General features: G+C 60.2%; 19 protein-coding genes and 1 pseudogene. 14 read left to right on the top strand and 6 right to left on the bottom strand.

Annotated elements, in window-relative coordinates; genetic code table 11:
- From F3H95_RS25335 to F3H95_RS25325, 3 genes are all read left to right on the top strand, one after another.
- A partial coding sequence (locus F3H95_RS25335) for a tyrosine-type recombinase/integrase (RefSeq protein ID WP_149747995.1) occupies window positions 1–1,189 on the top strand: 1,189 nt, incomplete at its 5' end.
- A 50-nt stretch (window positions 1,190–1,239) separates the two neighbouring features.
- Complete coding sequence (locus tag F3H95_RS25330; protein WP_244618136.1) at window positions 1,240–2,967, top strand: hypothetical protein; 1,728 nt, start codon at window positions 1,240–1,242, stop codon at window positions 2,965–2,967.
- Window positions 2,964–5,135, top strand: a complete 2,172-nt coding sequence (locus F3H95_RS25325; protein ID WP_149747993.1) for an integrase — start codon at window positions 2,964–2,966, stop codon at window positions 5,133–5,135. Before F3H95_RS25330 ends, F3H95_RS25325 begins: the two co-directional genes overlap by 4 nt.
- 20 nt (window positions 5,136–5,155) lie before the next feature.
- Here the strand turns inward: F3H95_RS25325 and F3H95_RS25320 are convergent, their stop codons facing one another.
- Window positions 5,156–5,437 carry an HIT domain-containing protein gene (locus F3H95_RS25320; RefSeq protein WP_185969895.1) on the bottom strand — a complete coding sequence of 94 codons (282 nt, stop codon included), beginning with the start codon at window positions 5,435–5,437 and terminating at the stop codon, window positions 5,156–5,158.
- A 133-nt stretch (window positions 5,438–5,570) separates the two neighbouring features.
- Here F3H95_RS25320 and F3H95_RS25315 point away from each other — a divergent pair, with 133 nt between their 5' ends.
- The 5 genes and pseudogenes from F3H95_RS25315 to F3H95_RS25295 form a co-directional block, all read left to right on the top strand.
- Window positions 5,571–6,374 (top strand): sulfite exporter TauE/SafE family protein, encoded by an 804-nt coding sequence (locus tag F3H95_RS25315; RefSeq protein ID WP_244618140.1) that lies wholly within the window; start codon window positions 5,571–5,573, stop codon window positions 6,372–6,374.
- A gap of 370 nt (window positions 6,375–6,744) precedes the next feature.
- Complete coding sequence (locus tag F3H95_RS25310; protein WP_149747992.1) at window positions 6,745–7,650, top strand: zincin-like metallopeptidase domain-containing protein; 906 nt, start codon at window positions 6,745–6,747, stop codon at window positions 7,648–7,650.
- A 31-nt stretch (window positions 7,651–7,681) separates the two neighbouring features.
- A complete protein-coding gene (locus F3H95_RS25305; protein WP_143126501.1) occupies window positions 7,682–8,224 on the top strand; it encodes a Chromate resistance protein ChrB in 543 nt (180 codons plus the stop codon).
- A gap of 15 nt (window positions 8,225–8,239) precedes the next feature.
- The gene (locus F3H95_RS25300; protein WP_143126502.1) at window positions 8,240–8,836 is read left to right on the top strand and encodes a cation transporter; all 597 of its coding nucleotides are present in this window, start codon (window positions 8,240–8,242) and stop codon (window positions 8,834–8,836) included.
- A gap of 49 nt (window positions 8,837–8,885) precedes the next feature.
- A pseudogene (locus F3H95_RS25295) lies at window positions 8,886–9,098 on the top strand (zincin-like metallopeptidase domain-containing protein); the annotation flags it as partial.
- 3 nt (window positions 9,099–9,101) lie between these two features.
- Here the strand turns inward: F3H95_RS25295 and F3H95_RS27305 are convergent.
- On the bottom strand, window positions 9,102–9,275 hold the full coding sequence (locus F3H95_RS27305) for a hypothetical protein (protein WP_188134484.1): 174 nt from the start codon (window positions 9,273–9,275) through the stop codon (window positions 9,102–9,104).
- Between the two features lie 460 nt (window positions 9,276–9,735).
- Between F3H95_RS27305 and F3H95_RS25290 the strand changes: the two genes are divergently transcribed.
- From F3H95_RS25290 to F3H95_RS25280, 4 genes are all read left to right on the top strand, one after another.
- Window positions 9,736–10,044 carry a DUF736 domain-containing protein gene (locus F3H95_RS25290; RefSeq protein WP_113462179.1) on the top strand — a complete coding sequence of 103 codons (309 nt, stop codon included), beginning with the start codon at window positions 9,736–9,738 and terminating at the stop codon, window positions 10,042–10,044.
- A 321-nt stretch (window positions 10,045–10,365) separates the two neighbouring features.
- Window positions 10,366–10,536, top strand: a complete 171-nt coding sequence (locus F3H95_RS27300) for a hypothetical protein (RefSeq protein ID WP_188134483.1) — start codon at window positions 10,366–10,368, stop codon at window positions 10,534–10,536.
- A 122-nt stretch (window positions 10,537–10,658) separates the two neighbouring features.
- On the top strand, window positions 10,659–10,925 hold the full coding sequence (locus F3H95_RS25285; RefSeq protein ID WP_149747991.1) for a type II toxin-antitoxin system prevent-host-death family antitoxin: 267 nt from the start codon (window positions 10,659–10,661) through the stop codon (window positions 10,923–10,925).
- Window positions 10,922–11,338, top strand: a complete 417-nt coding sequence (locus F3H95_RS25280) for a hypothetical protein (RefSeq protein ID WP_149747990.1) — start codon at window positions 10,922–10,924, stop codon at window positions 11,336–11,338. The genes F3H95_RS25285 and F3H95_RS25280 overlap by 4 nt, the downstream gene beginning before the upstream one ends.
- A gap of 86 nt (window positions 11,339–11,424) precedes the next feature.
- Here F3H95_RS25280 and F3H95_RS25275 read toward each other — a convergent pair whose 3' ends face one another.
- Window positions 11,425–11,685, bottom strand: a complete 261-nt coding sequence (locus F3H95_RS25275; protein WP_149747989.1) for a WGR domain-containing protein — start codon at window positions 11,683–11,685, stop codon at window positions 11,425–11,427.
- 207 nt (window positions 11,686–11,892) lie between these two features.
- On the opposite strand from F3H95_RS25275, the gene F3H95_RS25270 reads away from it, so the two are divergent.
- Window positions 11,893–12,111 carry a hypothetical protein gene (locus tag F3H95_RS25270; protein ID WP_149747988.1) on the top strand — a complete coding sequence of 73 codons (219 nt, stop codon included), beginning with the start codon at window positions 11,893–11,895 and terminating at the stop codon, window positions 12,109–12,111.
- A gap of 173 nt (window positions 12,112–12,284) precedes the next feature.
- On the opposite strand, the gene traG is transcribed toward F3H95_RS25270, so the two are convergent.
- The 3 genes from traG to traC are packed head-to-tail and all read right to left on the bottom strand — an operon-like array spanning window position 12,285 to window position 14,722.
- On the bottom strand, window positions 12,285–14,219 hold the full coding sequence (gene traG / locus F3H95_RS25265) for a Ti-type conjugative transfer system protein TraG (RefSeq protein WP_149747987.1): 1,935 nt from the start codon (window positions 14,217–14,219) through the stop codon (window positions 12,285–12,287).
- Window positions 14,206–14,421: a type IV conjugative transfer system coupling protein TraD gene (locus tag F3H95_RS25260; protein WP_143126507.1), complete on the bottom strand. Its 216-nt coding sequence runs from the start codon at window positions 14,419–14,421 to the stop codon at window positions 14,206–14,208. Before F3H95_RS25260 ends, traG begins: the two co-directional genes overlap by 14 nt.
- Before the next feature lie 4 nt (window positions 14,422–14,425).
- Window positions 14,426–14,722, bottom strand: a complete 297-nt coding sequence (gene traC / locus F3H95_RS25255) for a conjugal transfer protein TraC (protein ID WP_149747986.1) — start codon at window positions 14,720–14,722, stop codon at window positions 14,426–14,428.
- A gap of 255 nt (window positions 14,723–14,977) precedes the next feature.
- On the opposite strand from traC, the gene traA reads away from it, so the two are divergent.
- Complete coding sequence (traA, locus tag F3H95_RS25250) at window positions 14,978–18,298, top strand: Ti-type conjugative transfer relaxase TraA (RefSeq protein WP_149747985.1); 3,321 nt, start codon at window positions 14,978–14,980, stop codon at window positions 18,296–18,298.

The raw sequence follows: 18,298 nt of genomic DNA, 5'->3' as shown, positions 1-18,298 counted from the left end.
CTTCGATGCCTTCATCGGAATTCTCCTCTCTCCCCGCAGGGATGATAAATGGAAAATTCCAGTTCCAAATGGCCCAATTTATTGGGAGCACGTCAAGCGCATCTCGGCCTCTTCCTGGAATCGTGCCGTCGCCTGCCTGGACCGCCTCTATCGATGGGGCGCTCGGGAAGGCCTGATCGCTGGAGCGCTCTTCAGTCACCGTTCCGTTTGGAGGCAGGGATATGGTGGTCGTCGTGGGCAGATTGCGGCGCGCAATGAGGCCTACGAGCCCACTGCGCGCCGAGCGGATGTCAGCTTCGTCACGCTTGAAGACTATCGGATATTTCGGGATGTCGGACTGAGGGGGCATCTCCACCAGGGCGGACCGCGACCCGGCGCCCGCGATCGCAACGGCATTCGCAATGCGTTGTTTTCCGATCTTCTCGTGACGACAGGCCTGCGGTTGGAGGAGGCGTCGTTTCTGTTCGCCTCCGACCTTGCTGTCTCCGACCATCAGACGGGCCGACAGGTTTGGCTCGATCTGCCCGATGCCCTGACCAAGGGCGATCGAGGCCGCCGCATTCTTGTGCCCGGCCGGCTGCTTGAACAGGTGCGCGCCTATATTGCCGTCGAGCGTGCTCATGCGGTCGCCAAGTTCCAGCGGCGTTCAGGGTGGCAATTATTCGACAGACCAATCTTCGTCCGTCGACAGCGGAAAGCTTCAAGATTGCGATCACTTGATGGCGGCGAGATTGCCCTCGATCTGCTCAGCACTGATGAGCGCAGCAGGATCATCCTCTGCGACGACGATGGCGCACCGCGCGAGCCCGCAGTGCTGTGGCTCACGGAGGTCGGATTTCCTGTCCAGCCGAACTCTTGGGAAGTGATCTTCGCCCGCGCATCGGGTCGGTGCAGCTCTTTCGGCTTCGAGATCACCATCTCTCCGCACCAACTGCGACATACCTTCGCCGTGCATATGCTGGCGATGCTGATCCAGCACCGCCTTCGCGATGCGGCATTGCCGGCCGGCCCGATTGAGGGATACCGGCAGATCCTCGGCGATCCGCTCCAGCAAGTTCAGCGGCTTCTCGGCCACGCCAGCCTGGCAACCACCTACATCTATCTCGATCACATTGCCACGCGCGCAGATACTGTCGATGCGGCGGTCGAGGAACTGCTGGCGCTGCTCCCTTCGGAGCGTTCGCTATGATGGGCCCACGGAAGAGACGACCTGTCCGCTTTGTGCCCATCGATGGTGGCGTGCCTGCTCACGCCAGCGATCCGGTGATCGGTCTGCGCTTCAACATCCAGGCGCGATATGGGGGCATCGCAGAAGTCGATTTCACGGACCTCGAGCCAAGACCTTTGGCGATCGCTTTCGCTGGCGCTCTTCGAAGGCAAGCGGAGTTCGGTGGCTCGTTGGGCGCGCGCAGCACCATCATGCAGCATATGAACGCCTATCGGCGTTTCTTCGCATATCTGCGCGAGCACACACAGGTGACGAAGCCCGCCGACCTGAGCGCCGATGTCATCGACGGCTACGAGGATTTCCTCGAAGCCGGTGGGATGACGCCGATCCATCGCCACACTGTGGTCGCCAAGGCTATTCTGGCTTTGCGTTCGATCGACGCCGATCAGCCTGGTGTCCTCGATGAGGTCCTTCGTCGTCGGCTCAACTATACCAGCGCACAGTCGGCTGGCCGGTCGCGCCCACGCGATGCCTACAGTCCGTTTGTCGCAAGACAGCTTCGCGATGCCGCCCGCGCTGACATTGGCGAACTGTTTCGGCGCTTCGGCAACCTGCCGAGTGAAGATGCCGACGAGAACCTTCGCAACGTGACGGCCGAAGCCCATGCAACGATCACCGCCCATGGCAGGCTCAGCAGTGGAGACCGAGTGTTCAAGAGCCTGTACTTCATGCGGCTTCGTCGAGGCCTGCCGGTGTCAACTCTCGCCGAGGACATCCATGCACGTTATCATCTGCGCGCCGCCGACATTCCGCCCCTCCTTACATTTCTGTCGCTGGAGACCGGACTGGAGATAGAGTGTTGCAAGACGCTGACGATCGATTGCCTTCAGAATCCCGGCCCAGGCACGATCGAGATTGCCTATGTGAAGCGGCGCGCTCGCGGCGCCGAGCACAAACATATCCGCGTCCGTGACGGAGGGCTCGGAACTCCGGGTGGCCTCATTCGCAAGCTCATCGAGGTCACGGCCTTCACGCGTCAGTTCGTACCGAGCGATTGTCTCTGGCTCTATTATTATACTGGACCGAAGCAGCTCCGCGCTGGTGTCGAACATCAGCAGGAGCTGGTCGACCGATGGACAGGAAGTCACGGGATCGTCGATGACGATGGCCAGCCTCTTCGCCTCGTTCTGTCGCGCTTGCGCAAGACCCACAAGGCGCTCTGGTATCTGAAGACGGACGGGCACATGGCTCGCTTCGCAGTCGGGCACACCCCGGAGATTGCGGCGCGCCACTACGCCGACATTCCGTCGCTGCGACCACTTCATGAAGCCACTGTGGCAGAAGCGTTTGCCGAAGCCGCTGCGGCAGCAGGTCCGATCATATTGGCGCCTGACGATGAGGATTCCTGGCGCCGCGACGACACCGCCTCGGGAGGAGGCAGCAACGTCAATGCTCTCCTGGATGGGGAACAGGATGTCTGGCTGGCTGCATGCTCGGGCTTCGATCGCAGTCCGTTCGGTGAAGTCGGGTCACCATGTCCACAGCCGTTCTGGGGTTGCCTCGAATGCCGTAACGCCGTCATCACCGCGTGCAAGCTGCCGGCGCTCGTCGCCTTCCAAGGGTTTATCGAGGCGCAACGTGTCGGGTTGTCGGCCGCCGATTGGGCGATGAAGTTCGGCCGCGCGCACGACCGCATCACCAATCAGATCCTGCCGGCCTTTTCCGACAGCTTGATCGATCAGGCCCGCCGCGAGGCGGAAGAGAAGTCGCTTTATCTCCCGCCAGAGGCTCGACAATGATCAGTGCCGCGACCGCCCCTCGTGAACAGGAACTCGACCTCCGTCCGGTTCTCGCGTCCGTCCCGCTGAGGCCGGGCTTCGATCGGGACAATCTGTCACGCTACGGCGATGCGAACTGGGATCTTGGGCCGGCCGTGTTCCGTGAGAACGCCCGTCGCTGCCATGTCACCGTCAACTTCGAGTCCGTCGAGCACATCGGCGTGCGCGAGGCGCTTCGCGAGTTCCTCTATGCGCGCCTCAACGTCGACCTGCCCGGCCATCGCAAAAGGCTTCCACCAGGCAGCGTGCGGCAGGTCTTCAACCGCGCGCGACGGTTTTTGGAGTTCATTTGCGACGAGCTAGGCGACGTCGATGTTCATCGGGTCGATCAGCAAATCCTTGACCAATATGCTCGCCATCTTAAAAGTGGCCGCACCCGTCAACCGGCAATGGTGGCTCAGCTCCTGGAGATCCCATTCGACCTGCGAGCTTACCGTGACCATCTTCCCTCCATCGGTCTGCCCTTCGAGCCATGGAGCGAACGGTCGCCAGCCCGGGTCGCCGGATATCGCTTCGTCCGCGAGAACCTGACGCCGCGGATTCCCGAAGAGATCATCACGCCATTGCTGTCGTGGTCGCTCCGCTACGTCACCATGTTCGCGGCCGATATCTTCGCCGCACGCGAAGAGATTGAGCGATTGGAGGCCCACTGCTCTGCGCTCATCAAGTCCGACCAGGGACTCGGACGCAAGGAACGCCGCATTCGTCAAAGAAAGCGTCTACAGGACTATCTCGATCGCCTGCATCGCGAAGGCCGCGGCGTGCCGATCTGGGGAACCGCGCATAATGGAATGACGCTACGCCATCCTGAGACCGGAGAGGTGACGCCGCCCGTCAACTCACATCTGCTGCATCTTCATATCGGCATTGACGCGGTGGCTGAACCCAGGATGCATATCCAGTTGCTCGACGGCGCCCCTCGTTTGATTACCGCGGCCGTGCGTGTGCTTGGCGTCGAGACTGGCGGCATGGATACGCCTATTGCCATCCTGCCGGAGACCGGCAGCCACTGGCGACCGCGCTTCGATGCCAAGACGCTGGCGCATGAGGAGCGCATGCTTCAGACCGCCGCCTACATTCTCTGCGCCTATCTGACCGGTATGCGTGATTGCGAAGTCCAGGCGATGCAGCGTGGATGTCTCACCCTGACGCGCAGTGAGGACGACATGATCATGCGCCATCGCGTCTGGTCGATGGCATACAAGGGCAAATCGAACCAAGGCGAGCCGGCCGAGTGGGTCACGATAGAGCCGGTAGCCAAAGCCATCGATGTCCTCGAGCACCTGTCGTTTCGGGCGGCCTCTGCTCGTGGGCTCACGACGCTCTGGCCTGTCCTGGCGGCCAAGTCCTACTGCAAGGATTACCTGTCCGCCGAGATCGTCCGTCAGCTCAACCGCTATCGTGACCATCTCAATGACCTGTTCGGCACGCCGGACGCGCCGGCTGTTCCGAACGGGCCTGATGGCGCGCCCTGGCGCATCACGACGCGGCAGTTCCGGCGGACGATCGCGTGGCATATCGCCAACCGCCCCTTCGGAACGATCGCCGGCATGATCCAATACAAGCATGCCTCGGTTGCGTCATTCGAAGGCTATGCCGGCTCCAGCCGATCGGGCTTTCGCGCCGAGGTCGAGAACGAACGCAGCCTCGGCCAGCTCGACGATCTGCTGACCTATTTCGATGAGCGCCAGGCCGGTGCGACCCTATCGGGGCCGGCGGCGGCACGCATATCGCAGACGCTCGATGGAATATCGGCGGAACTTGGACCGCTCCCCGCCATGATTGCCGACCGCGCGCGGCTGCGCACGATGCTCGCCAGCCTGGCGCGAACGCTGCATGTCGGGGTGCTTGCCGACTGCTTCTTCGATCCGGGCACGGCCGTCTGTCTGAAGCAGGCCACCAGCGTCAATAACGCGACGCCTCTGACAGCACTTTGCCAGCCGACACGATGTCCGAATGCCTGTATCAGCGCCAGACATCGACCCGCCTGGGCGCGCTCGGCACTGGACGCCAAGAGCCTGTTGAAGGAGAAGCGGTTGTCGCAGCTTCAGCGCAATATTCTACAGCGAGAGCTCGAGCGAACGATGAAGATCCTGACTGACATCGACGAAGGCACAGCTCGGCGGTGAGCGTCTGATGGCATCGACGCTCACCGCAGGAAGTCGCGGATCCCCTGGCCGGCCTTCGGGTCTTTTTCGTAGCGACACACCACATGCATATGCGCGTGGAAGATATGCTGACCTCCGATCGCTCCGACATTCCATCCAATCGTGAATCCTTCGGGCTGGAACTGGTCGAGTTGGCGCTTGGCTTCCGTCAGCATCTCACCGAGATCCGACCACTCTTCCGAGCTGAACTCGAACGGCGTCTCGACGTGACGGTACGGCATGATCATCGCGGACGGGTTTGGCAAGGTCGCTTTCAGCATCATGTATTGGGTCTCATTGCTTGCGGCGGGGTCCGATCCAGCCAAACCGTTCGCAAGACACCAACGACAATTTCCTACGCTTCCATCTGCCATAACGACTGTCCATGCTCGTGATATTTGTGCATACATATCGCCCATGACTGACGCCGCCAACACATCACTTCCCCGCCATCCCGCAGCTGCTTTCAGCGGAGGTGCGATTATTGGCGCCCTCGGTGGCCTCATAGGCCTGGGAGGCGCCGAGTTTCGCCTTCCGATCCTGATCGGGTTCTTCAATTTTGCAGCCCTGGAGGCGGTGATCCTCAACAAGGCCATGAGCCTTGTCGTCGTGGCGACGGCTCTTCCCTTCCGGGCGGGAACCGTGCCCTTCGGCGCCATAGCCGATAACTGGCCGATCGTGATCAATCTCCTTGCAGGAAGCCTGATCGGCGCCTGGTTCGGCGCGGGCTGGGCGACAAGACTTCGATCGGAGACACTTTACAAGGTCATCGCCATCATGCTGGTGGCGATCGCGATCGTCCTAATGCTTGGCCATGATGCGACAGCGGGCCAGCCGCTGCTGACGGGCGTGGCCCAGATGATTGCCGGCGTGATTGCTGGTTTCATTATCGGCATTGTCGCCGCGCTCCTGGGTGTCGCAGGGGGCGAACTCCTGATCCCGACCCTCGTCCTGCTATTCGGCGCGGACATCAAGCTCGCCGGTAGCCTCTCGCTCGCGGTAAGCCTGCCCACCATGCTGGTCGGGTTTACCCGCTACAGCCGCGATCAGAGCTTCTCCGTTATCGGTCGCAACAAGGTTTTCCTGCTCATAATGGCTGCCGGATCGATCGTCGGTACGTTTATCGGCGGCCTTCTGCTCGGCATCGTTCCAAACGCGGTTTTGCTGCCGGCATTGGCAATCATCCTCCTGATCTCTGCGGTGAAGGTGTGGCGGCATTAGCCGCCCAGAAGCTGACGGAACCAACCCTCCCGAATGACACAATAAACTAAAGTGCAGGGCGTGCTCGCCCGCGCCGACTCTCTCCCGGCGTACCCGGAGCGCGCGACGCCCGGCTCGTCTGTGCAACGGCTGTCGCCGTCCTTCGCTGTGCTTCGGCTCTGCGAGTGCGCAGCCGTGCCTGAGACGTCGCAAGTCGCTGCTCCGACGCCGGGACAGGCCCGGCGGAGAAGGAGCAACGATTATGACAAAACAGGAAACAAGCCAAAACAGCCGCCCTTCGGGCCGGCATGAGAGGAAGAGAAAGGCCGGAACCGGACGGTCGGTTGAAAGGGAGAGAGAGGCTCGCCCGGCTGGCCACGGAGGTTCCCGCATGTCCCACGCTTCCAGCTCAGCGAGCCGCGCCGATGTCTATTCCCGCGTGACGGCGGAGATCATCGCCGCAATCGAGCAGGGTACAGGTGAATGGCGTGCGCCCTGGTTCCACAACGGAGCGAGTATCGCCCGTCCGACCAACATTGCGTCCGGAAAGCGCTACCGTGGCATCAACACGCTGGCCCTGTGTGCTGCGGGCTATGCCGTCGGTTACGGTGATGGCCTCTGGGGCACCTATAAGCAATGGCAGGAGGCTGGCGCACAGGTGCGCGAGGGAGAACGCTCCACCACGGTCGTGCTGTGGAGAGAGGTCCAGGCGTCACGGTCGGCCGACAATGAAGACGACACCGATGACGGGCATCGACGGATGTTCGCTCGCGCATTCTCCGTCTTCAACGTCGCGCAGGTAGACGGCTACGAGCGTCCGCCGATCCCCGTATTGCCCGAGAGCGAACGCCTGGCGCATGCGGAGGCGTTCATCTCCAATCTCGGCATCAAGACCGAGTTCGGCGGGTCGGAAGCCTATTATCGTCCCTCAGAGGACACGGTGTTCATGCCGGCCTTTACCTCGTTTCGCGATCCCGCGTCTTTTTATGGCGTCTGGCTGCATGAGGATGGTCATGCCAGCGGTGCAAAGCATCGGCTCGACCGCGATCTCTCGAGTCGGTTCGGGTCGGCTGCCTATGCTGCCGAAGAGTGCTGCGTCGAGATTCTGAGCGGCCTTGTCCTTGCTGATCTCGGCATCGCCCATCATCCGCGTCCCGATCATGCGGCGTATATTGCCTCGTGGCTCAAAGTGTTGAAGGACGACCCCAGGGCCATTTTCACGGCCGCCAGCAAGGCGCAGCAGGCGGCTGACTGGATGCACGCCCAGCAGGGTGATGCAGCGCACCTGTACGCTTGATTTGTAACGGTCGTAACTTTATAGTACAGCCATGGCTACTTCATCTTGGCTGCTTTTGACCTACAAAGTCCCGCCCGAACCGGCTGCGAAGCGCGTCGCATTGTGGCGCCGGTTGAAGGGAATGGGGGCAGTTTACCTTCAAAACGGGGTCTGCCTGCTACCCAAGACAGACGATCACGTCCGAGGACTGAAGATGATTGAGAACGGCGTCTCCGAGATGGAAGGGGAATCTGTGATTCTGGAAACGGTGGCGCTCGATCGGTTCCAGGAAGAGAAGGTCATCGCCCGGTTCAAGGCTGACCGGGACGAGGCGTATCGCGAGTTCATCGACAAGTGCGGGGACTTCGACGCGGAGATTGCTAAGGAGCGGGCAGCAGATCACTTCACCTATGCCGAGCTCGAGGAGAATGACGTCGATCTGAAGAAGCTCCAGGGCTGGTTCGAGAAGATTCGTAAGCTCGACTTCTATGGCGCGACCCTTGGAGCCGAGGCTGAAGAACGGCTGCATGCCTGTGAGGCATTGCTCGACGCCTATGCCCAGCAGGTCTTCGACGCACATGACGAGAATCGCTAATTGGAGCCCGACTGGATGGATTCGTCCTCGCATGATCAAGACTTACGGCGGGTAGTCCGTCTGGTCGCCCTTCTCAATCTCGCCTACTTCGGCATCGAGTTCACTGTTGCTCGCGCCATCGGCTCTGTCTCGCTATTCGCCGATAGCGTTGACTTCCTCGAGGACGCCTCGGTCAACTTTCTGATCCTTGTGGCACTTGGGTGGTCTGCCCGCCGCCGCGCCAAGGTCGGAATGCTGCTTGCCGGCATTTTGCTCATCCCGGGCTTGGCTACACTCTGGACCGCGTGGGAAAAGTTCATGGCGCCGAGCCCACCCGAGGCGCTTGCTCTATCATTGACGGGCCTCGGTGCGCTTGTGGTCAACCTTACTTGCGCAATCATGCTGACGCGTTTCCGACGGCACAGCGGTAGTCTCACGAAGGCCGCTTTCCTTTCAGCGCGTAACGACGCATTTGCGAATATCGCGATCATCGCGGCCGGCCTTCTGACGGCTTACACCCTGTCTGCATGGCCCGACCTGATTGTCGGGCTCGCTATTGCCGCCATGAACGCAGATGCGGCGCGAGAGGTCTGGGAGGCAGCCCGCGAGGAACACAAAACCGCTGAGGCCTGACCACAGCTTCCGCGATAACCACGATCGTCAGGCTTGACTGTCAGGATATGTTGCCGAGCTCGGCAGTTGCTTCCTTTGCGCCGATCTGGGCATCGCACCGGAGCTTGAGCCACGGTCCGACCATGCGTCCTACCTGCAGTCCTGGCTATCGGTCCTTGCCAACGACAAGCGGGCAATCTTCCAAGCGGCGGCTCACGCGCAGCGCGCGGTCAGTTTTCTGCATTCCCTGCAGCCGGAAGCGGATCTCAAGGCTGCGGCCTGAGCATCAGGCGCGGTCGTCACCACCAGTGGCGGCCGCTTCTTCCATATCACGCTGATCTTGGAGGCCTTGTGCGATGTCAGTGTCCAGCTTTCCCCAGATCGACGGTTTCAGAGCGTCGGGTTTTGGTTTGCGGGACGGTTTGCGTTCGAAGATGAACGGCTTTGTCTGCTGACGCATTGATCCTCCAGGCTGCGATTCGCGAGCGCAACGATATCTCACCGGGCATGGCAGGCAAGCCGGACCACGGTTGCACGTGACCCACTCCCCAATCGAAGCAGGCTCCGACGACGGGACAAGCGGAGCATGATCCAGGTTGCCATTCTTCCCACGGGCAAATGCGGTGAGCGCCATTGCCATATCCCTTCACGACAGTGTTTCCGGCAACCCATCTGCGGGCTCGATGGGGCATGTCTGACCGGAGACCGGCTGCGCCTCGATCGTCTTCCCGCAACGACAAGGCTTAAGATTTCTTACCCCGGCGACCTGCGGTCCCCTCCTCGCCCACTAACAAATCTGCGACTTGTCGCCCTCCATTGCATTGCGGCCTTATCAGGTGCGGTCCGATTGTCTCCAGTCTTGTCGACTGCCATCGAGGCCGCGATGAGCGCGGCCCGAACAACAGAAAAGGAATACGACAATGGCGACTATCGGCACCTTCACTTCCGAAAAGAACGGCTTCACCGGCTCCATTCGCACTCTCGCCCTCAACGTCAAGGCACGCATTGCCCGGGTCGACAACCCCTCCGACAAGGGTCCGCAGTTCCGCGTCTATGCCGGAAGCGTCGAACTCGGCGCCGCCTGGCAGAAGACCTCCGAGCAGGGCCGTGACTACCTCTCGGTCAAGCTCGACGATCCGAGCTTCCCTGCCCCGATCTACGCAACGCTCGCCGAGGTCGAAGGCGAGGAAGGCCTCCAGCTCATCTGGTCCCGCCCGAACCGCGACTGATCAGGATCACGAGGCTCCGCCATCGGCGGGGCCTTCTCTCCTGCCGAGAGATCAAAGCCGGACCCGGCATCGAGCCAGGTCCGGCTTTTTTGGTGGCATACGGTGACGGGGAAGCTGCTCAGAATGCATGATTGTGCCAAGCGGCGACACCGGCCTCAAGGATGAGCGGTTCCCCCAATTTGCTTCACCCGCCCTTGAGGGCAGCTTGCGCAAATCGGCTCCCCCACTCACCGGCTCTGCCGGTCGCGCATGCGATCCCTGACCCCGCCATCCCCTTCTCGGACCCGGCTGTCATCTTTCACAAACGTCAAGGAGACGAAGATGACCTATGAACTTGAAATTCAGATCGAAGAACTGCGGGCCGAGCTGCGCAACGCTGGCGATGGCGCCGAGCGCCGCCAGATCCAAGCCGAGCTCGACATCGCCCAGGCGGAGATGATCGTCGCGGCTGCCGAGATGGACGGCCTGGCTGAGGCAGAGCCGCCTTTCTGAGGCGGTGATCTCTACCAACCCCTCCACCGTGCGACCACGAATACATTATTTGCACCAATGCTGTATATGCTGTATAAACAGCACTGAGACCCTTTCACCCTAATCGTATTGAGGCTGGCCACATGACAAGCAGGAACGGCTCCTACACGACAAGCGACCTTTCTCGGAAATCCGGAGATATCATCGCCGAGGCACTTCGACACCCTGTCACGATCACCCAACGCAACAAGCCGCGATTGGTGTTGCTGAACATAGACGATTACGAACGTCTTATGCGCCAGTCGGATCGTCGCTCTGTAGGCAGGCTGGAGACAATGTCCGACGAGCTGTTTGCTGAATTTGAAGAGGCCGTCGATGTCTACGCCCAGTCTGATGAGACGAGTAGATGAGCGTATATGACAAGGTCCAGACGGCTGCGGTCGTTCGATATCCATATCTGTGGAGCCATGAGGCAAACGAGGGAGAAACGGAAGGGCGCAAGAACCGTCCTGTGGCTGTCGGCGTGCGGATCGCGAGGTCGGGTGGCGATTTTGTTTTGTTTTTTCCGATAACGACAAAGATGCCCGACCGAAATCGTTTTGCGGTCGAGATTCCGACCATCGAAAAGCGACGCGCGGGTCTTGATGCAGATCTTCCGCTCTGGCTCATCCTGGATGAGTTCAACAGCGATATCATAGGCCGGTCATTCTATTTGGAGCCTGAGCCTCCGCTTGGTCACTTCAGCAAGGCATTCTTTTTGCCGCTTCTGCGCGAATTTATTGCCCGTCGAAAGTCCTTTGCGGAAGTTAGCCGATCGAGATAGCGGAGTGTGGACAGCAGGGTCTCCGTTCGAGAAGACCAAGGTCCGCCCTCACATTCTCTTTCGCCAGCGGCGGTATCGTCGGGTGTTTACTGCGAAGCGACAGAGCCAATTGCCCGATATCCCCGGCGGCGTTTTTGCCTCAGAAGATCAAGGAAGAGATCGACCGCGTCCTGTTCCTTTTCGAACTGATGAGTTTTCACCTGACCGCTCGTCCCAATCCGTCCCCATCGCCGGGTCAGGCATGCCTCTCCGAACAGGTTCGGCTCGATCGACATCGCGTAGAAGCGGGCCATGTTTTTCGTGATGTCCGATCTTTCGATATAAAGGTGGTAGGGCTGGGAGATCATGCAAAACATCATCGTGTTTCTAGAGGGCGTCGTCCAACGACTGTTTTGAATCATCAGAGATCAAACGATTCCTTTCCGTGATGTATCGAGGGGCAACGGAAATCTCCGTCCGCATAGGTGATTGACCTCATTCACATTGCTGCCTCGCGCTTGTGATTGCGCAATGTCTATGAAAAGAAGCTCCCGAACCGATCACAGGAGGCGCAGATGGAAGATGCTATCCAAATCGACAACCGCGGCGACTTTGGCCTGTGGGCGATCGAAGTGGCCAAACAAATCGTTGCGGATCAGGGATTCGAACTTGCCCGTGCAGCTCGCGATGGCTCTGAAGACGACGTCCGCGTGGCTGGCAACGCTCTTGGCCAAGCCATTACCAGCGCGATGATGGAAGTGTTCGACGGGCTGACCGAATGGGCCTCCGACTAGCAGATGGCGCTCCTAAGCGGAATGCCTCGGTCGGGGCCAGTCGGTCCCGGCTTCCGCTGACGCGGCGCTATGCTAAGCCTCCTGCGGCAGCCCGATTTCCGACCGAAGCATGACGAGAATTCCCGAAATCACGCCCTTTCAGGTCGTCGCTATGCTGATTTCTCCGATGCTCTTCATTCTGTATGTGCAGGCGCGTCGCGCCGCAGAAACCTGCTCCGCTCCACGCAAACGGTCATATCTTTCCGCCGGAACCAGATGGCACGGCCGCATCGAAGTGGCGGATTGCCTGCGGTGAACACGATCTGCTCGTCCGCCCTCATACGAAGCACTTCATGGGGCTGGATGAGTGGCCGGGCGGCCAACTGCTTCGACCGCGTCCGCGATGACCCGCGTGACTGGAAACTACGGCTAACCTGGTCGATCTCCACCGTCGTCATGCCGCAGCGACGGGAGATATAGTCGGCGGTTTCCGGATCGTTGATGGCTGCAAAACTGATCCAGCTTGCGCTTTCGAACCACTTGCTGGACGCATCGCGCCCGCCATAGGTTTCGCGCAACTGGCCGATCGACTGATAGATCATCGTAAGCGTGATGCCGTACTTGCGGCCGGCGTCGCGCGCGGTCTCCAGAATGCGCATGTAGCCAAGGCGGGCGACCTCATCGAGCAGGAACAGGGCGCGACCTTCCATGGCGCCATCGCGATTATAGATCGCGTTCAGAAACGAACCAATCACGACCCGTGCCAGCCCGGCATGGGTCTCCAATGTTTTCAGGTCGATGTTGATGAACACGTCGGTCTTACCCGACGCAATATCCTCGGTCCGGAATGTCGAACCCGAGACCAGAGCCGCATAGTTTTGGTATGACAGCCAGTGCGTCTCCTTGATGGCATTGGCGTAGACGCCGCTGAATGTCTCTGGCGTCATGTTGACGAAGGCGGCGACGTTTTCCTTCACGAAGTCCGATCCCGAATTGTCGTAGATATCTTGAAGGCGCTGTCGAAGCTTCGGCTCGGGTTCCGACAGATTCTCGCGGACCTGACGTAGCGTCTGCTTTTCCTTTGCGTTGTGGCCGGACAGGCAGACATCGGCGATGATCGCCGTCAGGAGCTGAAGTCCGGAAGCGCGGAAGAAATCGTCGCGGACGCCACTCGCGCGACCGCTATCGCTCATGATCCATGAGGCGACCGAGGCGATATCCTCCTCCTTCGTGCCGCCATATTGGCCGACCCAGTCGAGTGCGTTGAAGCCTGTTGCGGGTTTGCGCGGGTCGAGGATCCTGACACGCCGCCCCGCCTCTTCTCGATGTTTCGAGACCATCGGCGCGACCTCGTTCGACGGATCGAGCAAGATGAGCGATCCACCCCACTTCAACGCTGTAGGGATCGTCACCGAGGTCGTCTTTAAACCGCCCGATCCCGCAAAGACGATGCCGTGCGATGAGCCGAATGAGCCGTCGAAGCAGAGCAGCGGGGACTTGCCCCCGGCGCCCCAGGTTTCGCTGCTATCGGCACGGAACGAAATGCCGGCGACACCATCTCGGTCGACACGATACCGCTCGCCGACCACGATACCGCCCGAGTCCGGGAACAGCTTCTCTGCTTCGGTGAGTTTCATCCAGTCGGCCTCGCCGTGCAGGGCACGCTTGCCGATGACGCGTTTCGGCACAGCCCGCGCGAAGGCGGCGTTGCCGACAATCGCCACGCGCAGCGCGAAACAGCCCGACATAAGTGCTGCGGCCGCTCCGATCACGGTCGAAGGATCGAGATAGGAAAGCGTGGATTTCCCCGCTGATACTTGGGACGATAGTTCTGCGAGCCGAATGCCTTCTCGCAAGCAAGCCGTCAGGATCACCGCGGCGTTTCCGATTGCAGCGCCAACGCCTGCAGCGCGAATGTTTGCTGATCCCGCGCTCGCGAACAGAAACATCAGGCCCAGAGCTGCGGCCGCCACGAATGGAGCGGCGACTCCTGCCCGTCCCAAGGTGAGCTTTGCCGCCTCAGTCTTCCCAAACCCGGCAAGCCATGTCTCAATGCCGGTCATCGCGAACACCGTCGCTGCTATCATGGCCAGAGGCAGAATGGCGAGAACGATCCTATTCACCTTCATTGCCGAACGCCTCCGACCCGATCGCTGTCAGTCGTGTTCGCTCATTGTCGTCCGACTTCAGCCGCTTTCGCAGTTCGATCAGGGCACCGAGCAGAAGCGCCCGCTTCTCGAACCGGAGACCGGCTTTGATGATCAAGCCGCCAAGCTCGATCTTGTCACGCGTGTCCTTCTTCCGGGCATCGGTCGTTGCGGTTCTGCTCATGCGCTCAAGCCTCACTAGGGATGCGCGAAGCCGCGCCAGACGCGACCGTTTCGGACTGCCCGCTGCCCGTGCTGCTGTCGCCTGCCTCTTTCCTTCCGCTCGTGCCGGGCTTGTCTCCGCGAAAGCGTTTTGCCAGTTCCTCGAACGCCGCCTGGAGCTCGGTCTCCTCGATCTCGATATCGCCGAAGCCTGCACGTAGCGCGATGCGACCGATACGCTCGGCCTCTCTCGTTTCCGCATGCTTGAGCTGTTCCTGGAGCTTGGCGATTTCTTCGCGGATCTTGGAGGACGGTTTCTTCATTTCTGGATTGTCCCTGTTACCTGCATGTTGTGGTTCACGCAGCCAGAGTCGTTCAGATCGGCGTGCCGATCTACTAACAGAAATGCGAGTAGGCGCAGCCTACGCCTTTGAGCATCATCCCGACCGTTCGCAAGGACGGATCCGAAGGGCGCAATTATACGTCGCTGATGCGACGCTCTGCTTCCCGGCCATGGAGGGGCCTTCCGCTCCTGACGAACACATTGATTTTGTTCGATCCAAGGAGCTTGCCTGGTCATGGCCGTCCCGCATTTCTCAGTCAGCATCGTTGCACGCGGCTCCGGCCGCAGCGCCGTGCTGTCGGCGGCTTATCGGCATTGCGCCAAGATGGACTATGAGCGGGAAGCCAGGACGATCGATTACACCCGCAAGCAGGGCCTGCTGCATGAGGAATTTGTCATTCCCAGTGACGCACCAGAGTGGCTGCAATCTTTGATTGCCGATCGGTCTGTGTCCGGTTCGTCGGAAGCTTTCTGGAACAAGGTCGAAGAGTTTGAGAAACGGTCGGATGCGCAGCTTGCCAAGGACATAACAATCGCGCTGCCGATCGAACTTTCAGCCGAGCAGAACATCGAGCTTATCAGGGACTTTGTGGCGCGCCACATCACAGTTCAGGGTATTGTGGCTGACTGGGTTTTCCACGATGCACCGGGCAATCCGCATATCCACCTAATGACAACGTTGCGGCCGCTGACCGAAGACGGTTTCGGTTCGAAGAAGGTGGCGGTCACGGGACCGGACGGCAAAGTGTCGCGTAACGATCGCGGCAAGATCGTCTATGAGCTTTGGGCCGGTGGGCTCGATAACTTCAACGCGTTTCGCGACGGCTGGTTCGCCTGCCAGAACCGGCATCTGGCACTTGCCGGTCTCGATATCAGGATTGATGGCCGTTCCTTCGAAAAGCAGGGCATCGACCTGACGCCGACGATCCATCTTGGCGTTGGCACGAAGGCGATCGAGAGGAAAGCAGCCAGTGGGAATCGACCTGCGGAGGAGAAAGCTGCGCTTGAACGGTCGGAGTTGCAGGAGGCGCGGCGGGCAGAGAATGCCCGCAAGATCCAGCGCAAACCGGAACTCGTGCTCGACCTGATTACGCGGGAGAAGAGCGTGTTCGACGAACGCGATGTCGCCAAGATCCTGCATCGCTATATCGATGATGCCGGTCTCTTCCAAAGCTTGATGGCGCGCATCATGCAAAATCCCGAGTCCCTGCGGCTCGATCGCGAACGGCTCGATTTTGTGACCGGGGTCCGTGCGTCGGCAAAATACACGACACGTGAACTGATCCGGCTCGAAGCCGAGATGGCCAACCGGGCAATCTGGCTGTCCCAGCGTTCGTCGCATGGCGTCCGGAAACCAGTGCTTGAGGCGACGTTCGCGCGCCACGAACGGCTGTCGGACGAGCAAAAGGCCGCGATCGAACATGTGGCCGGTGATGAGCGTATTGCCGCCGTGATCGGCCGCGCCGGCGCCGGCAAGACCACGATGATGAAGGCGGCCCGCGAGGCATTGGAAGTGGCCGGCTATCGCGTGGTCGGTGGTGCGCTCGCCGGCAAGGCCGCAGAAGGTCTGGAGAAGGAAGCGGGTATTGTCTCGCGCACGTTATCATCCTGGGAGCTCAGCTGGAGCCAAGGTCGCGGGACGCTCAACGAGAAGACCGTTTTCGTTCTTGACGAGGCTGGCATGGTTTCCTCGCGGCAGATGGCGATGTTCGTTGAGACCATCACCAGAGCCGGCGCCAAGCTCGTGCTTGTCGGCGATCCGGAACAGTTGCAGCCGATCGAAGCGGGTGCTGCCTTCCGCGCCATTGCCGATCGCATCGGCTATGCGGAGCTCGAAACGATTTACCGTCAGCGTGAGCAATGGATGCGCGACGCATCGCTTGATCTCGCGCGCGGCAATGTCGGCAAAGCCGTCGCAGCCTATCATTCCAATGGCAAGATGATCGGCTCCGAGCTGAAGACTGATGCGGTCAACAACCTCATCGCCGACTGGAACCGAGAGTACCATCCTGCCAAGTCTACATTGATCCTGGCGCATTTGCGCCGTGATGTCCGCATGCTGAATGAACTGGCGCGTGCCAAACTGATCGAACGCGGCATTATTGAGCAGGGATTTGTGTTCAAGACCGCCGATGGCAATCGCAACTTTGCAGCCGGTGACCAGATTGTCTTCCTGAAGAACGAGGGCTCGATCGGTGTCAAGAACGGCATGCTGGGCAAGGTGGCGGAAGCAGCACCTGGTCGCATCGTCGCTGTCATCGGCGAGGGTGAGCACCTGCGCCAGGTTATCGTCGAGCAGCGCTTCTACAACAATGTCGATCATGGTTATGCCACCACGGTGCACAAGAGCCAGGGTGCAACCGTTGACCGGGTCAAGGTGCTCGCGTCCCTGTCTCTCGATCGCCACCTCACCTATGTGGCGATGACCCGCCACCGTGAGGATCTTGGCGTCTATTACGGCCGCCTATCTTTCGCCAAGGCTGGAGGACTGGTGGAAATCCTTTCGCGCAAAAATTCCAAGGAAACGACGCTCGACTATGCCGGCGGTAGCATCTACCGCCAAGCGCTACGCTTTGCCGAAGCGCGGGGCCTTCACATCGTCAACGTCGCCAGAACGGTTGCGCGCGATCGTCTCGAATGGACGGCTCGGCAGAAGCAAAAATTTGTCGATCTCGCCGGCCGGCTTGCAGCCCTCGGCGCCAGGCTCGGTTTCGCAACGTCGACGACTAGCACAATTCGAACTTCAGCAAAGGAGGCCAAGCCCATGGTGTCCGGTATCACCACATTTCCGAAATCGATCGATCAGGCAGTCGAGGACAAGCTTGCATCCGATCCGGCATTGAAGAAGCAGTGGGAGGAAGTCTCGATGCGCTTCCACCACGTTTACGCGCAGCCCGAAGCGGCGTTCAAGGCGGCGAATGTCGATGCGATGTTGAGCGATCCGGCGACCGCGGCGAAGACGCTTTCACGTATCACTGCAGAGCCGGAAGCCTTCGGCTCCTTGAAAGGAAAGACCGGTGTCTTCGCGAGCCGTGCGGACAAATTGGATCGGGACCGGGCGCTCAAAAATGTGACGCCGCTCGCCGAAAGCATCAGCGACTATCTCCGTCAACGCGGCGACGCCGAACGGCGAAATCACGCCAAGGAGCTTGCGGTGCGTAGGCAGGTTGCGCTGGAGATCCCCGCTCTCTCGTCCAATGCGAAAAGCGTTCTTGAACGAGTGCGTGATGCCATCGACCGAAATGACCTGCCCTCTGGCCTCGAATATACACTCGCCGACAAGATGGTGAAGGCTGAACTTGAAGGTTTCGCCAAGGCGGTCATCGAGCGCTTCGGCGAGAGAACCTTCTTGCCCCAGGCAGCGAAGGACGCCAATGGCGAGGCTTATCAGCGGGTCACGTCAGGAATGAATGCCGCCCAGAAGAGTGAGGTGCAACAGGCCTGGAATACGATGCGGACGGTGCAGCAACTGTCCGCCCATGAACGCAGTGTGACGGCACTCAAGCAGGCTGAGACACTGCGTCCGACCAAATCTCAGGGGCTCACCCTCAAATGA

Origin of the sequence: Rhizobium sp. RU35A (assembly GCF_900156005.1) — a bacterium.
In the GTDB taxonomy this organism is placed as follows: domain Bacteria; phylum Pseudomonadota; class Alphaproteobacteria; order Rhizobiales; family Rhizobiaceae; genus Neorhizobium; species Neorhizobium straminoryzae.
Note: the sequence above shows the minus strand (reverse complement) of the source record. Positions and strands in the feature narration are given on the sequence as shown.

Bases quoted from the DNA above. Each gene is read 5' to 3' on its own strand.
- F3H95_RS25325 (WP_149747993.1), top strand. From the start codon at position 2,964: ATGATCAGTGCCGCGACCGCCCCTCGTGAACAGGAACTCGACCTCCGT.
- F3H95_RS25320 (WP_185969895.1), bottom strand. From the start codon at position 5,437: ATGATGCTGAAAGCGACCTTGCCAAACCCGTCCGCGATGATCATGCCG.
- F3H95_RS25315 (WP_244618140.1), top strand. From the start codon at position 5,571: ATGACTGACGCCGCCAACACATCACTTCCCCGCCATCCCGCAGCTGCT.
- F3H95_RS25310 (WP_149747992.1), top strand. From the start codon at position 6,745: ATGTCCCACGCTTCCAGCTCAGCGAGCCGCGCCGATGTCTATTCCCGC.
- F3H95_RS25305 (WP_143126501.1), top strand. From the start codon at position 7,682: ATGGCTACTTCATCTTGGCTGCTTTTGACCTACAAAGTCCCGCCCGAA.
- F3H95_RS25300 (WP_143126502.1), top strand. From the start codon at position 8,240: ATGGATTCGTCCTCGCATGATCAAGACTTACGGCGGGTAGTCCGTCTG.
- F3H95_RS27305 (WP_188134484.1), bottom strand. From the start codon at position 9,275: ATGCGTCAGCAGACAAAGCCGTTCATCTTCGAACGCAAACCGTCCCGC.
- F3H95_RS25290 (WP_113462179.1), top strand. From the start codon at position 9,736: ATGGCGACTATCGGCACCTTCACTTCCGAAAAGAACGGCTTCACCGGC.
- F3H95_RS27300 (WP_188134483.1), top strand. From the start codon at position 10,366: ATGACCTATGAACTTGAAATTCAGATCGAAGAACTGCGGGCCGAGCTG.
- F3H95_RS25285 (WP_149747991.1), top strand. From the start codon at position 10,659: ATGACAAGCAGGAACGGCTCCTACACGACAAGCGACCTTTCTCGGAAA.
- F3H95_RS25280 (WP_149747990.1), top strand. From the start codon at position 10,922: ATGAGCGTATATGACAAGGTCCAGACGGCTGCGGTCGTTCGATATCCA.
- F3H95_RS25275 (WP_149747989.1), bottom strand. From the start codon at position 11,685: ATGATCTCCCAGCCCTACCACCTTTATATCGAAAGATCGGACATCACG.
- F3H95_RS25270 (WP_149747988.1), top strand. From the start codon at position 11,893: ATGGAAGATGCTATCCAAATCGACAACCGCGGCGACTTTGGCCTGTGG.
- traG (WP_149747987.1), bottom strand. From the start codon at position 14,219: ATGAAGGTGAATAGGATCGTTCTCGCCATTCTGCCTCTGGCCATGATA.
- F3H95_RS25260 (WP_143126507.1), bottom strand. From the start codon at position 14,421: ATGAGCAGAACCGCAACGACCGATGCCCGGAAGAAGGACACGCGTGAC.
- traC (WP_149747986.1), bottom strand. From the start codon at position 14,722: ATGAAGAAACCGTCCTCCAAGATCCGCGAAGAAATCGCCAAGCTCCAG.
- traA (WP_149747985.1), top strand. From the start codon at position 14,978: ATGGCCGTCCCGCATTTCTCAGTCAGCATCGTTGCACGCGGCTCCGGC.